At 35.8% G+C, this 13,136-nt stretch carries 14 protein-coding genes; 10 read left to right on the forward strand and 4 right to left on the reverse strand.

Features of this window, described 5'->3' with window-relative positions:
- Positions 1-234 precede the first annotated feature (234 nt).
- Positions 235-1,092 carry a hypothetical protein gene (locus RQ359_RS08075; RefSeq protein WP_156016957.1) on the reverse strand — a complete coding sequence of 286 codons (858 nt, stop codon included), beginning with the start codon at positions 1,090-1,092 and terminating at the stop codon, positions 235-237.
- 157 nt (positions 1,093-1,249) lie between these two features.
- Between RQ359_RS08075 and RQ359_RS08080 the strand changes: the two genes are divergently transcribed.
- The 3 genes from RQ359_RS08080 (at position 1,250) to RQ359_RS08090 (ending at position 3,261) form a co-directional block, all read left to right on the forward strand.
- Complete coding sequence (locus RQ359_RS08080) at positions 1,250-1,672, forward strand: universal stress protein (RefSeq protein ID WP_054838378.1); 423 nt, start codon at positions 1,250-1,252, stop codon at positions 1,670-1,672.
- A 48-nt stretch (positions 1,673-1,720) separates the two neighbouring features.
- Complete coding sequence (locus RQ359_RS08085; protein ID WP_156016955.1) at positions 1,721-2,548, forward strand: ABC transporter ATP-binding protein; 828 nt, start codon at positions 1,721-1,723, stop codon at positions 2,546-2,548.
- Between the two features lie 62 nt (positions 2,549-2,610).
- Complete coding sequence (locus tag RQ359_RS08090; RefSeq protein WP_206338988.1) at positions 2,611-3,261, forward strand: ABC transporter permease; 651 nt, start codon at positions 2,611-2,613, stop codon at positions 3,259-3,261.
- 98 nt (positions 3,262-3,359) lie between these two features.
- Here the strand turns inward: RQ359_RS08090 and RQ359_RS08095 are convergent, their stop codons facing one another.
- Positions 3,360-3,512 carry a hypothetical protein gene (locus RQ359_RS08095; RefSeq protein WP_170267527.1) on the reverse strand — a complete coding sequence of 51 codons (153 nt, stop codon included), beginning with the start codon at positions 3,510-3,512 and terminating at the stop codon, positions 3,360-3,362.
- Between the two features lie 79 nt (positions 3,513-3,591).
- Between RQ359_RS08095 and RQ359_RS08100 the strand changes: the two genes are divergently transcribed.
- From RQ359_RS08100 to RQ359_RS08110, 3 genes are read left to right on the forward strand one after another with little or no spacing between them, the layout of a single operon-like run.
- On the forward strand, positions 3,592-4,770 hold the full coding sequence (locus RQ359_RS08100) for a 3-hydroxyacyl-CoA dehydrogenase (RefSeq protein WP_156016953.1): 1,179 nt from the start codon (positions 3,592-3,594) through the stop codon (positions 4,768-4,770).
- 47 nt (positions 4,771-4,817) lie between these two features.
- Positions 4,818-5,768, forward strand: coding sequence for a mechanosensitive ion channel family protein (locus RQ359_RS08105; protein WP_083476949.1), 951 nt, complete (start codon positions 4,818-4,820; stop codon positions 5,766-5,768).
- Positions 5,769-5,811: 43 nt separating this feature from the next.
- Complete coding sequence (locus tag RQ359_RS08110; protein ID WP_054838377.1) at positions 5,812-7,275, forward strand: ABC1 kinase family protein; 1,464 nt, start codon at positions 5,812-5,814, stop codon at positions 7,273-7,275.
- Here the strand turns inward: RQ359_RS08110 and hsp14 are convergent.
- Complete coding sequence (gene hsp14, locus RQ359_RS08115) at positions 7,262-7,645, reverse strand: archaeal heat shock protein Hsp14 (RefSeq protein ID WP_240900114.1); 384 nt, start codon at positions 7,643-7,645, stop codon at positions 7,262-7,264. The two genes, RQ359_RS08110 and hsp14, sit on opposite strands and share 14 nt — an antisense overlap.
- A gap of 180 nt (positions 7,646-7,825) precedes the next feature.
- The gene (locus RQ359_RS08120; RefSeq protein ID WP_156016951.1) at positions 7,826-8,542 is read right to left on the reverse strand and encodes a class II glutamine amidotransferase; all 717 of its coding nucleotides are present in this window, start codon (positions 8,540-8,542) and stop codon (positions 7,826-7,828) included.
- 280 nt (positions 8,543-8,822) lie between these two features.
- Here RQ359_RS08120 and RQ359_RS08125 point away from each other — a divergent pair, with 280 nt between their 5' ends.
- The 4 genes from RQ359_RS08125 to RQ359_RS08140 all read left to right on the forward strand — a co-directional run bounded on the left by RQ359_RS08125 (position 8,823) and on the right by RQ359_RS08140 (position 13,087).
- Positions 8,823-9,293 (forward strand): PaREP1 family protein, encoded by a 471-nt coding sequence (locus tag RQ359_RS08125; RefSeq protein WP_156016949.1) that lies wholly within the window; start codon positions 8,823-8,825, stop codon positions 9,291-9,293.
- Between the two features lie 26 nt (positions 9,294-9,319).
- Positions 9,320-9,955 (forward strand): maleate cis-trans isomerase, encoded by a 636-nt coding sequence (locus tag RQ359_RS08130; protein ID WP_054838373.1) that lies wholly within the window; start codon positions 9,320-9,322, stop codon positions 9,953-9,955.
- Entirely contained in the window at positions 9,933-10,868 is a 936-nt protein-coding gene (locus tag RQ359_RS08135) for a hypothetical protein (protein WP_054838372.1), read from the forward strand. Before RQ359_RS08130 ends, RQ359_RS08135 begins: the two co-directional genes overlap by 23 nt.
- A 389-nt stretch (positions 10,869-11,257) precedes the next feature.
- Positions 11,258-13,087, forward strand: coding sequence for a TIM-barrel domain-containing protein (locus RQ359_RS08140; RefSeq protein ID WP_054838371.1), 1,830 nt, complete (start codon positions 11,258-11,260; stop codon positions 13,085-13,087).
- Positions 13,088-13,136: the final 49 nt, after the last annotated feature.

Consider the following 13,136-nt stretch of genomic DNA (forward strand, 5'->3'; position numbering starts at 1 on the left):
ACTATTCTATGTCTTGAGTAAACTGATTGGTAACGATGGAATTAGTGTTTTTAACATTAAAGTTATAATTAATAAACAAAAATATTTTATGACAAACTAATGTCTTGGACAGTGATAACTAAATATGAATATACCTAAGGTTGTTTGCCGTGCACTTTTTTATGAATACTATAAAATTTTTATTTTATTATTCATAAATGATAAATCTTTTAGTTAATAAAAATTCAATGTATATTAAGCCGATTGCTTCATAACAGTTATTTTATTTTCCTTAAAAAATTCTGTGAGATCTATATTAACTTTTGTACCGTTTCTGGTTATTGCTGTATTTATATCCGAAATAAATAATATACTATTCTTATTCAAAAACTCATCAAATTCTGCGGAGTAAATCCTTAGAAAGTCGGTCATCTCCGGCGTTCTAAAGCTACACTCTGATACCTTAAGCGGAGTCAATTCTTTAATTACTTCCAAGAGTTCCTTTCGTTTTGTGGTCAAAGAGCTTAGAAGGATTATGAAGTCTGCTGGGAAGTTACTATCTACATGCACTACACTCCTTTTAAGTATGTACTTTATTTTTCCCATCTCTCTTAGTATGTATAGATCTTCCAAGGAAAGGATCTTTTTGCTGGTTATCTTTTCGAATGCTATTTCCTTATCTACCGTATAAAGACCCCTAACGTCTTCATACAAGAAGAGCGAAGATTTGTCAATCTTTTTTATTTTATTCAATGTATCTGTACTTAATTTAAATAAAGGCAAATTTTCCTCTTTTATTTTAGATAATGCATACTTACAATAAGTTTCTCCTTTCTTACATGAGGCTTCCAATAAATCGTCGGCTAAACCCCCTATTTTTATTACAGTATCTATTAGTTTAAATGTTATTATGTCAGGATACATTGAAAGAGGTATTAACTTGTAATATATTCCTTTGTTTTTAGTAATTTCATCGCTGATCTCGTTTCCTAAATCTAAGAGAGATAAATTTACGCTCTCTCCTGAGCTGTTTATCAGTTTCAATCCGTCCTTGTCCGTCGTCATTGTGTATCTATCTCCAAGCAAAGGAAGATCAGCAACCTTAGTTTTCATGTGTTGAAGTCGTATTTCCGACCTTAATAAACATGTTCTTCTTACCCTAAAAATTTCTTAAACTAGAAAATTATTATTATCATTATATTTTTATAGTAAAATTAAGGAATCTTTTAACTTATAAAATATTTTAGTTGGCAAAGCGATTCTTTCTATTATGTTTAAAACTATAGTCGTAGGTTACGATGGTTCGGAACAAGCAAAGAAAGCCCTAGGTGTCGGTAAAACACTCGCAAAGCTCACATCGGGTAAATTGCTGATAGTCAGTGTAGTAAACGTATGTTTTGCTTACGACTCTTCTACCTTACCATTAAACGACAGCATAAAGGCTATGAAGGAGAAGGCATTAAATGACGTAAATTCTGCAGTGGAGGAAGCTAAGAAGGAAGGATTAGAAGCCGAGGGAATAGTGACTGAGGGCGATCCAGCATCAACCTTAATAGATATAGCAGAAAAGAGGGGAGGTGATTTGATAGTAACTGGAAACAGAGGTCTCAGTAAACTTAAACGTGCAGTATTAGGAAGTGTCTCATTTAACGTAGTGGAAATGTCTAAGGTACCAGTTCTTATAGTAAAATAATGGAGGCTTTACATAGTTTTTTAAACGTATTTTTTGTTGTACCTTTCTATGATTGAGGCTAAGGATCTTACAAAAATCTATGCAGACGGAACTAAAGCTTTAGATTCCATTTCGTTTGTTTCTAGCTCAAAATCGTTAACTTTATTAGGTAAGAACGGAGCGGGGAAAACCACTTTCATGAGGATCCTTTCTACACAACTTGAACCGACTTCTGGTTCAGCCTTAGTTGAGGGTTATGACATCAAAAAAGACAGGAAGAAAGTAAGGAAGATAGTGTCTTCTATACCTCAAGAGGCTAAGCCGGTCGGGATTTCATCGTCTTATGAACATCTGTTGATGTATTTAACCTCCAGAGGTTTTTCGATTCAGGAAGCTAAGTCTAGAGCTAGAGAAGTTTTAAAAGAGGTTGGTCTCTGGGAAGTAAGGGATAAATCCACGGATTCTCTCTCTGGAGGAATGAAGAGAAAGGTCTTCGTGGCTATGGCATTAGCCTCAGATGCCGAGGTAGTATTTTTGGATGAACCAACGACGGGCTTAGACCCACTATCTAGACTTGAGGTATGGTCTATCCTCAAATCCATGGATAGTAAGCTTGTATTGACAACACATTACATGGAGGAAGCTCAGGAGCTAGCTGACGAAATAGTTATGATCAATAAGGGAAGGTTAGTAGTAAAGGGTTCTCCTTTCTCTTTACTTGAGAAGTATAAGGATATAGTAAGGGTTGAGGGAACAGGAGACATTAAGGTAGGGAGAACCTTGATAAAATATGTTAAGTACGCTGATGCTACTGAGTACATAGGAAAATATGTAATAAAACCAATTTCATTAGAGGATTTATTCATACTTTTCGGTGGTGATGAGGAATTAACGTAAAATTCATACTTTCATTCGTTTGGTTTTATGGAATATCTAATATAAGAAGAGGATGGATTTACGTGCTCGGATACTTAGCTTCTCCCCTGGCTCTTCTGTTTCTAATTTATATAGTTTCACGTGGGGCTTTACTAGATTATGCAATAATAGGAGGTCTTCTATCTGTTGTAGCAGAAAACGGGCTCATATCTCTCACCGACTTCGCTTTTTTAAGAATGGAACTTCACTTGCAGGATTTGCTGGTAACTACTGAGATAGGACCTCAAGAATACATACTGGGTTTAGTTTTGTCTAATCTGGTGTTTTCATTACCAGGCATCATATTGTACGTTTTTCTTTCAATATTTGAAGGTATTCTCAATGTAATCTCCTTAGCCGAAATCTTGGGCATATCGCTAATCCTACTTATCTCGACGTCTGGACTGGGTTTTCTTATAGCTAGCTATCTTCCTCACGTTAGATACAGCTGGGGCATTGCTTCCATTTTGCCAGTTCTCTTCATAGCAATTCCACCTCTTTTCTACCCTTACAGTATGTTAAAAGGATGGGAAGTTTACGTTCTTTCATTAATTCCTACCACTTCTGCTGCTATATTAGCACAAGGTGCTGCTGGGCTAGGTGAAGAGGACTTGCTATTTCTAATCCCCCTCTTTATAGAGACTATTATCTTCTATTTGCTCTCGATAAAGAAATCAAGGTGGACTCAACTTTAATAGTAAAATAAACTTTTATTATGATTGGAAATAATATCTTTAATTTTTTATAAACAAATTTTTATATTAGCAATAAAGGATACAGTTTTCCTTATCTCTTACTCCTTATGTTCAAGTATCTCCTGCCTTTCAACTTTATACGTAATATAAATGAAGCCACAATGTGGGCACTTCTTGGTGATTACATTACCTTCATGGATAACTTCTATTTCATCTACCTTCTTACACTGAGGACACATTCTACGAGCCATGGTATTTTTCTCTTCAATTAATAAGGTTTAAAAGGTAGCTTCCTGAAAGCCTAAATACCTTTAGAAAGAGATTTATCCCATGCAGATTAAACGAGTAGGGATTGTCGGAGCTGGCACAATGGGTCATGGAATTGCGGAAATATCAGCTATGAAGGGATTTGAGGTATCTGTAGTTGACATATCTTGGGATTTTTTAAATAGGGCAAAGGAAAAGATGGTAGAATCATTGCAGAAGATCTGCAGCAGGGGCGGTCTAAAGGAGACCCCAGAGGAGATAATGTCAAGAGTTTCATTCTCAACATCATATGATATTTTCAAGGATAAGGATTTTGTTATTGAAGCTGTTCCTGAAAATTTGGACTTGAAGAGAAAGGTATTCTCATCCATTCTAGCTAATACTCCGTCTCATGCAGTATTGGCGACTAACACGTCTTCTATACCTATATCTGTTATAGCAGAGGGTATAGGTAAATCGGATAGAGTTATAGGCATGCATTTCTTCAATCCTCCAGTTATTATGAAATTAGTTGAAGTAATACCAAGCAAGTATACTAGGAACGATATTGTGGATTCTACAGTTGAGCTTGCTAAGACTTTAGATAAGGTTCCAGTCAGATTAAGGGAGGAGATACCAGGCTTCGTGGGTAATAGAATTTACTTAAGGTTGATGCAGGAAGGTTGTAGAGAGGTTGAGTCCAATGAGGCAACTAAGGAAGAGGTTGATAGTGCCTTAAGGAAGAAAGTAGGTCTCCCAATGGGTATATTTGAGCTTGCGGATTACGTAGGTTTGGATGTTTCAGTAGATCTTTGGAACGTTATAGTTAGCAGTGGATCAGCAGAGGATGTTCCTTGCCTTATGTATAAGGAGAAAATTGCTAATAAAGAACTAGGAGTGAAATCAGGCAAAGGTTTCTACGTATATCCGTATCCTGGTAAGTATAAAAAGCCTGAACTACCGCAAGAGAGTAAGGTCGATCCAGCCAGAATAATGTCCCTGGCTGTTAATGAGGGCAGTTTTCTCATAGAAAAAGGCATAGTTAACGCGGAGGACGTTGATAATGTAATGGTTTACGGTTATAATTTCCCTAAGGGAATGATGAAAATTGCAGACGAAATAGGCCTTGATAAAATAGTTAAAAATCTAGAAGAAATTTATTCTAAGGGTTATAAAGCCTATAAACCTGTTGATCTACTGAAGCGCATGATAGAGGAAGGCAAAACTGGGAAGGATTCTGGAAAGGGTTTCTATAATTATTGAGCTTTTAACGGGAAAGTTTTTTACCGAAACGTATTACTTGATATATTATGAGGATTTCTGGAGTTAAGATAACATTAGGGATATTGATTTCTATACTAGTGATCATAATAATAGCAGGCCTAGCTGTATTCATATTGAGCGATGTTCTTCACGTTATTAGTAATATTGCGATTATAAATATAGTATATGCTGTTCTAATACTATTCGGTGGAGTAGTTCTAACCAACATTGTAGCTAACATTGTGAAGAAGGCAACTTCCAAGTCAATTTCACCTACGGTTGGAGAGGGACTTAAGATATTGACTGAATTAACAGGATATGCAGTAACTGTAATTGCTGTATTTGCATTAGTTAAAATAGGAATTACTAGCATACTCTTCGGAGGAACCGTTACTGGTCTAGTGTTAGGTTTAGCTAGCCAAGATATGCTCGCTAATATATTTGGAGGCTTAGTTATATTCACTTCTAGACCCTTCTCTGTTGGAGATAGAATTACAATATCAACTTGGCAATACGGACTAGATTTAGCTACGTATCCTCCTAAGTACTATTCCTATGACTTTCTTATACCAGGCTATACGGGAGTAGTTCAAGATATATCCTTAATCTATACGTCAATACTTACCGATGATGGCGTCCCGTTGAAGATTCCTAACAGCATTATGATTCAGGCAGCAGTATTCTCTCATAACGAAGACGCAAGAAGAGTGAGAACTAGATATGAGATACCTAATTCGATAGATCCAAGAGTGATGATACCTAGGTTGACCAAAAAGCTAAAGGAACTAGACTTCATAGTAGGTGACCCAGCAGTTAGAATTATTGAAACCACGCTCAGCTCATATGTTATAGTTGTGGATGCTATGTGCAGAGGTCAATACGAGGAACCTCCTAGACATGAGGTTATACTGAGGATTATGGATACAGTAAAGGAGATTCAAAATGAAAACATATCCAAAGATGGAAATTCTAACAAAACTGTACAACCTTCAAGGTAAGCTTTGAGAAAGTTACAAAACCCTCCAGAAAGAGCATAATTAGATGAAAAGGGAACTCCAGATTATCTTGAAGCTTGCTCCTCGAATTTTAGCTTACAGGGAATTCAGGAAGAAGATTCTAGCTGACGAAAAACTAGACCAGATAGAAATGGAGGAAGAGGCAAAGAAATTAACTGATGTGATTATAAGCCTTGGTCCTACGTTCATTAAGTTTGGGCAAGTCCTCTCTGTAAGGCCTGATATAATGCCAGAACCTTATATTAGGCAACTATCTAGACTTCAAGATGAAGTACCTCCTGCATCTTTTGAGGAAGTGAGAGAAATACTAGAGAAAGATCTCGGAACACAGTTCAAAGTGTTAGATAAAGTTCCCATCTCTTCTGCTTCTTTAGGGCAAGTTTACCTAGGAGAATCTAAGGAAGGTAAAAAGGTAGCTATAAAGGTAGTTAGACCAAACGTAGACAAAGTTGTATCTAATGATATAAAAATAATGAAAAGATTGCTTCCGCTGTTAAGGTTTGTTTTAGATAAGACATTTGTAGATCTCATGAAAACTTTCGTTGATGAATTTTCGACCAGAATATTTGACGAAATGGATTACAACAAGGAAGCTAACAACTTAAGGAACATAAAGGAAGCCTTGAAGGAATATCCAGGTGTGAAGGTTCCTTCCCTCATTAAATCTACCAAGCATATTTTAGTCATGGAGTACGTCCCCTCAGAGAAAGTGACTTCGACGGAGGTTCTTTCAAAATATGACAGAAGATCCCTTTCATATAAGGTTTTTAAGGTTTTTATGAATCTATTACTTAATAATGATTATTTCCATGCAGACCCTCATCCAGGAAACGTTGGAGTAAATGAGGAGGGGGAATTAGTTATCTATGATTTTGGCATGGTTGGTAGGGTTGACGCTAAGACTAGGAATATCTTAGTGAGGGCTTATTATGCCCTTACGTCATTTGATGCCGATACTTTGGTGTCGGTTATGGACGATTTAGGAGCCATAGATCCATACGCTGATAGGGAGATTCTAGCTCAGGGGATAGACCTATTTATGCAAAATCTACAAGGAATAGAAGTAGATCAAATGGAAGTAGAGGATTTTTTAGATATCTCTAATCAAGTTTTCTATAAATTTCCATTGAGATTACCATATAAGTTAGTTCTTCCATTGAGAATGATAAGTGTTCTTGAAGGAACCTGCAGAAACATTTACTCAGAGTTCAATTTCCTTGAATTCTCAGAGAGGCTTCTCGATGAGGAAGGATATAAGACAAAGGTGATATTAGAACAAGGCAGAGAAGTTCTGCAGAATATCCGTAAGAGGATTATGGACTCTCTTCTGGGTAAAAAGAAGAAACCTATCATACCTGCAAGGAAAGAAAAAAGAAGTTACCTTCCTCAGATCTTAATAATTTCTGCAATAATTGTGTATATTATTACAGAAAATGATATATTATCCATATTAATAGCATTGTTCGGTTTGTCTTTTATTCGATTTTAATCGTTACTCCTCCAGACTGTACTGGTGCTTTTATAGTAAGCACTCCGTTATCGTACTTAGCTGCTATTTGTTGATCTGACTTGACTCTAAGTGGTAACCTTATCTTCCTGTCTATTCTTGTTGGGCGTTGTGATATGTACTTGGTTCCTTCAATTTTACTTTCTCTTTCTGCAATTATCTGAAGATAATTCTCTCCAAGTAATCTAACTTTTATTGAATCCTTAGAGAATCCAGGTAGATCGGCTATAATGTAAAGGAATCCCTCATTTTCGTATATGTCTAATGGTGGTATCACGTTCTCGTAAAACTCCTTGGATAGTTCCTCTAGTCTCTTGCTTATTTCCTTCTTCACGGTCTCCATCATGTCCATCTACCTCTCTTTTTAGTTAGAACCTTTAATAGCCTTAGCAGGATATACCATCTGATTATTCTTCTCCACATATTCATAAGATTTAGATACATCTTATTTGCTTTAAATCTTTCTGGATAGCTTAGAAATTATGCTTATTATCTAGATTTTTTTTATTATAAAAATAACTAATAATAAGATTCATGCTAGCTGTAACTCTTTCTCCTCTATTTTCATTCTCCCTACTATGTTAAATCCCTGCGGAACCCTCTGCCTAGAAAGCCCCTTACAGATGAAGGCTAAAGAGGACGAATATATTGCTATTCCATCGCTGGTATCCATGTATAGATGATAATATGGTTTATCGTGATCTGGTGTTGTATAATTTAAATATTTTAATTCGACATCCTGTGTATCCCTATCAACCTTTGCGTAGAATATGTTGAGTGCTGTTTCCGTGGCTTGCTTTATGGTTTCTATATCCCTCGTACTTAAATAATACTTAAAGGCGAGCTCAGAGTCTACATATTTTGAAAATTCCTTCTGTGTTAATCCCATTTTCTTTCCTAGTTCCTCTTTATTTACAGTACCGTTATGAGCGAAGAAATGGGTTCCCTCTATGTTAGTTTCCATATAAGGATGGGAGAATTGTGAGCCTATCTTCCCAGTTGTAGCTTTTCTAGCGTGAAATATTGCTATCATATCATCATCTTCTAAGAAAACTGGCACGCTCTCTCTGAAAATTGGTTTACCAGACCTATAGTAACTAATCGAATCCCTTTTTATTATAACGTAACCCCATCCGCTGTCATGTGGTCTTCCGTTCAGAGGATCCTTTTCGGAACTCATTTTTAGACACGATATAAGTTCATTTAACATCCTTGAGGATGAACCGTAATAAGCGAACATTCTGCACATTTAGATCTCTTTGTTTCTGTTTATTTTAAAAGTTTATCCATGTTTTAGCTTAAAAGTTAATAGAAGATTAAGATTTTTTAATTAAAAGTTTATATGTTCATTTATCATTGAAACTCAGTACAGTGTATCCTTTTTTGTTGAACTTGGTATTCAAAGGTCTAAAATTACAGCAACTTTTTCCTCAAAGACATTTTTAACGAAGCCTTAAGGAAGGCGTAGCTTATAGATTCAAGGAAAGGTATTTTGGCTTTATCTTCTTTAATATAATAGGTTAAAGAAATTGAGCGAGTTAGTCTATAATTTTATAAGAAAGGCATCTGAGGAAGAAAGAAAAAGCGAAGAGGAGTTCTTAGTAGATGTGTTAATTTCCACACGAAAACGCGGAATAGAAGATCTTCTTCAAAGTTTATCTCAACTTCACCTAGAGTTAGCAGAGAAAATAGAGGAAAATGATCTGACTCAAGCTGGAGAGCATTATTGGTTAAGTCTATCTTATCTAATTAAGCTAATTGCTCTTAAGGAAGATATGGAAATAAACGACTATCATTCTTACTACGCTTTTATTGAATATTTGTCCTATAAATTGAACGATTCTTCCATAACAATTGACTTTGTAAATGCCGAAAAGCTACATGGGGAGTTTCACCCTAGACCTCAAGGAGAGGGTTTTGAAATAAGAAAGGAACATGCAATCTCATTACTAGAGAAATTGAAGAAAATATACGAAGTATATACAAAGGGGCAACAATAATATCCTTAAACCAGCATTTGAAACTTATGAAAGTTTCATTGATAATATCATCGGAAAATACCACTCTTGAAAAAGATCTAAAGATGGTACTAAGTGATTTGAGAACTTTCTACATGAAGTACGTTCCTGGACATGGAGAGTCAGAAAGGGAGAGACGTAAAGCATTTGAAGAACTCTCAAAGATGAAACATGATATAGAAGATGCAGACGTCATTATATATGCTAGATCATACGGTGTATTTTCAAAGAGGGGATGGAATGAGTTTAAGAAATTCTTTTCAGTTCCAGTAGTAATTTCAACAGAATCCATAATAAATACCCTAAAAAGAAAGGGTTCTCAAAATGTATTTTTAGTTACTCCTTACAATCAATTTAGACATGATTATGAAGTTAAGTGGTTAAGGGATTTCGGATTTAAAGTAATAGGTTCAATTGCGATGGGAAGAACAGGAGGTCCGGCGATAGCATCTACGCCATATCAACTTGTCCAGGACTCAGTATCTATAGGTCATAGGAATCAAGAGGTAGATTCAATCTACGTTGCCTGTACCATTCTTTCTACTATACCCATTTTAGATAAATTAAAAGGTGAAAAACCCGTAATTACAGCAGCTTCTGCAATTTTAGAGGAGCTTGAAAATGTGCGACAAAGACGAAGCTAAGATATTATTTGATAAATGTAAACTGGAGGAGTGCAAAAAGGCAGTAAGGTTTTTCACAGACGATCTATGTACCTCAAAAAGGCAGACATTAGATATTTTGGATAACGTGCCTAAAGGATGGAGTGGTCTGTATAAGACTGTTAGATCATTCATAAAGGAGAGTAAGGAGCTATATAAGGGAATGCTGTTTGCGGACGAAATAGAAACATTGATAGATAACGGTTATATGAACGCAATGAAAGGAAACTTACACTCCGCAGAGGAGTCAAATAGGTTTTTGCTGGAGAGAATCTTTCTTTCAATTTTTATCGAAAATACAACAAAGGATTACGAGAAAATTCTGAGGAAAAGGCAATGGCATAGAATGGTTGACGCAGGATATACTATTCTGCATTTCGGAGAGGTTATCGGTAGGCTGAAGAAAACAACAGGAGGGAAGCCACCGATAGATCGGGATACTATTTATTTAATTGGAAAACCGGTTTGTAGGAAACACTTAGAGTTCCCAGAATATTCAAGGAATATGGAGGACTTTCCTTTAAAGGAAAGGCTAAAGTGTAAATGTGGGAAAGAGGCAGATTATCTAACCTTAGCCATGCCAAAGGTTAGCGCTCTCATAGGTTTAGGTTGTTACATTGTAGGTTATCCTAGCGAGAGGTTTGAGAACATATATTCTAATATTTCTAGAATAATACATCCGTACGGTCTAGTTAAAATCGACAAGGATAGAGCAGTTCTCTTGTGGTTCAGGGACTACTTCATGATAGTAGGAGAATTGAAGAAGGCTTTAGCTGCTAGATCTTCCAATCCAAGCAATGAAAGCTACCAAAGTGAAGGAAGGGTAGAAGTTAAAGTAAAAAGAAAAGCCAAGAAGAAAAAAGATAATCCAAAGAAAAGAAATAGAAAGAAGTGAAAATATTTTAAATTAATAGATTGAGCGAAAAATATTAATAATTTTCAATATTTAATACTGCTTGATTAACGAGGCGGAATCTAGGGGATAACTATAAGAAAACGTTATTTTTAACATGAAAATAGGACTAATGGACTTGTAGGAAAATTTGAGTATGTAAAGAATAAATACAAGCTGAGAGTTTAAACTCTTGTATACCTCTATAATCTATAAATAAAATTACTTTATCCAATCTTATAATGATAAAGTTATTGGCTCTCACTTCAGATAAAGAATCTAATATTTATTGTCTATAAATAGTAAAAGAAAGCATTCATAAAATCCTGAAAGCCTGCTAGGAGTTAGTTGTTCCTAAAAGTAAATTATAACTGTTCGCAATAGTAAAACCTATGAAAGTAGATATAAGGAAGGTTAGTCAAAAACGTGGTACTGTTTATAATGTTAGAGTCAACGACCCGTCTCCTCCGGTATCATTTAAAGACTTAGGCTTTATTCAAGCCTCAGATTTGCCCTATGTGACTGTCCTGGAGAACTATAGCATAGGTAAAGACACTTTTAAGATAGTTGTACAAAAAGACTTGGGCATTCGAGAACACATATTGGGTATGGGAGAAAGGGCATTCGAGTTAGATAGAAGAAGGTTCACGTTCTCACTTTGGAACATAGATGTAGGAGGACACTATAATTGGTACACTGATCCGATGTATAAGTCAATTAATTTCTTTATTTCAATAGATAAAGAAAAAATACTTGGAGTTCTCTTCAATAATGCTAGTAAGGGAATTGCAGATATAGGTAATATAATATATGATAAGATATCCTTAGGCTTCGTTGATAACAGTTTAGATTTATACGTTCTGGAAACAAAGAGTATGGAAGAACTTTTTGAATTATTATCTGAGCTCACAGGATATCCATTTAAGTTACCTGAGTGGTCCTTAGGTTATCAGATAAGCAGGTATTCTTACTATCCTTCGTCTACCTTGATTAATATAATAGATGAACACTTAAAAGAAGGCGTGCCGATTTCAGTGGTCTATCTTGATATAGACTATATGGAACAATACAAGATGTTTACTTGGGACAAAAATAAGTTCCCAGACCCTAAAAGCCTGATAGAAGAATTGCATAAAAGGAACGTTAGGGTAGTAACTATATTCAGTCCATGCCTTAAGGTGGACCAGAGCTATCCCCCCTTTAGGGAAGCTCTTGGCCTTTATGTGGAGAACAAGAATGGAGAAATATATATTGATGATATGTGGCCTGGCAAATGTGCATGGATTGATTTCTTCTCAAATGAGGCTAAGGAATGGTGGTCTAGGAAAACTGAAGAATGGATTAAAGAATACAACGTAGACGGAATATGGATTGATATGAACGAACCTGCTGTGCTTGGAAAAGGTACTTTTGGAGAGTCATTTCATAAAGGGATACCACACGAACTTTTGCATAATGCGTATGGCTTAAAGGAAGTTGAAGCCACATTTGATGGTTTCAGAAGGACGGGGAAGGATCCATTTATTTTATCTAGGAGCGGATATCTTGGAATACATAAGTACGCAGTAGTTTGGACCGGAGATAACGTAAGCAGTTGGGACGATCTTAGACTTCAGTTGTCCCTTACATTGAGCCTTTCAATTAGTGGAGTTCCCTACGTAGGTTTCGACATAGGAGGTTTCTCAGGGAGAGAAAGCGGAATAAGAACAAGCAGGGATTACGAACTATTGCTCAGATATTTTCAGGCAGCACTCTTTATGCCGTTATTTAGGAATCACAAAGCTAAAGGCGGAGAAGATCAGGAAATATATCTCTTGCCTGAACCTTGGAGGAAGAGAATAAAGGACGTGATAAAGCTCAGATATGAATTTCTGCCTTACATTAAGAAGCTTGTTGATGAAGCTAATGAAAAAGGCCATCCAGTTTTAAGGCCATTACCTTACTATTTCCCTCAAGATGACAGTTCATATAGGTGTGATGAGTTTATGGTAGGTTCAAGCATATTATTTGCTCCAATACTCCAAAAGGGAACTAATAGAAGGGAAGTCTATTTACCAAAAGGGAAGTGGGCTAACCTTCAAGGAGATATTTTCGAAGGAGAGAACAGTGTAGAGTCAATTGATGATCTTCCAATCTTCGTAAGGCAAGGCTATTCTATTGAGACAGCTTCCAAGTTCATAAATTTTACAGATAATAAATTAATTCTAATAGATAAGAAATAATTTAGGTATAAAAAAGAAATTAATATTACATATAAGAGCTATATTATTT

This window comes from Sulfuracidifex metallicus DSM 6482 = JCM 9184, assembly GCA_032834875.1.
Taxonomy (GTDB): Archaea; Thermoproteota; Thermoprotei_A; order Sulfolobales; family Sulfolobaceae; genus Sulfuracidifex; species Sulfuracidifex metallicus.

What these genes read in the sequence shown, in the direction of transcription:
- RQ359_RS08075 (WP_156016957.1), bottom strand. Translation starts at nt 1,092, where the DNA reads ATGAAAACTAAGGTTGCTGATCTTCCTTTGCTTGGAGATAGATACACA.
- RQ359_RS08080 (WP_054838378.1), top strand. Translation starts at nt 1,250, where the DNA reads ATGTTTAAAACTATAGTCGTAGGTTACGATGGTTCGGAACAAGCAAAG.
- RQ359_RS08085 (WP_156016955.1), top strand. Translation starts at nt 1,721, where the DNA reads ATGATTGAGGCTAAGGATCTTACAAAAATCTATGCAGACGGAACTAAA.
- RQ359_RS08095 (WP_170267527.1), bottom strand. Translation starts at nt 3,512, where the DNA reads ATGGCTCGTAGAATGTGTCCTCAGTGTAAGAAGGTAGATGAAATAGAA.
- RQ359_RS08100 (WP_156016953.1), top strand. Translation starts at nt 3,592, where the DNA reads ATGCAGATTAAACGAGTAGGGATTGTCGGAGCTGGCACAATGGGTCAT.
- RQ359_RS08105 (WP_083476949.1), top strand. Translation starts at nt 4,818, where the DNA reads ATGAGGATTTCTGGAGTTAAGATAACATTAGGGATATTGATTTCTATA.
- RQ359_RS08110 (WP_054838377.1), top strand. Translation starts at nt 5,812, where the DNA reads ATGAAAAGGGAACTCCAGATTATCTTGAAGCTTGCTCCTCGAATTTTA.
- hsp14 (WP_240900114.1), bottom strand. Translation starts at nt 7,645, where the DNA reads ATGGACATGATGGAGACCGTGAAGAAGGAAATAAGCAAGAGACTAGAG.
- RQ359_RS08120 (WP_156016951.1), bottom strand. Translation starts at nt 8,542, where the DNA reads ATGTGCAGAATGTTCGCTTATTACGGTTCATCCTCAAGGATGTTAAAT.
- RQ359_RS08130 (WP_054838373.1), top strand. Translation starts at nt 9,320, where the DNA reads ATGAAAGTTTCATTGATAATATCATCGGAAAATACCACTCTTGAAAAA.
- RQ359_RS08135 (WP_054838372.1), top strand. Translation starts at nt 9,933, where the DNA reads ATGTGCGACAAAGACGAAGCTAAGATATTATTTGATAAATGTAAACTG.
- RQ359_RS08140 (WP_054838371.1), top strand. Translation starts at nt 11,258, where the DNA reads ATGAAAGTAGATATAAGGAAGGTTAGTCAAAAACGTGGTACTGTTTAT.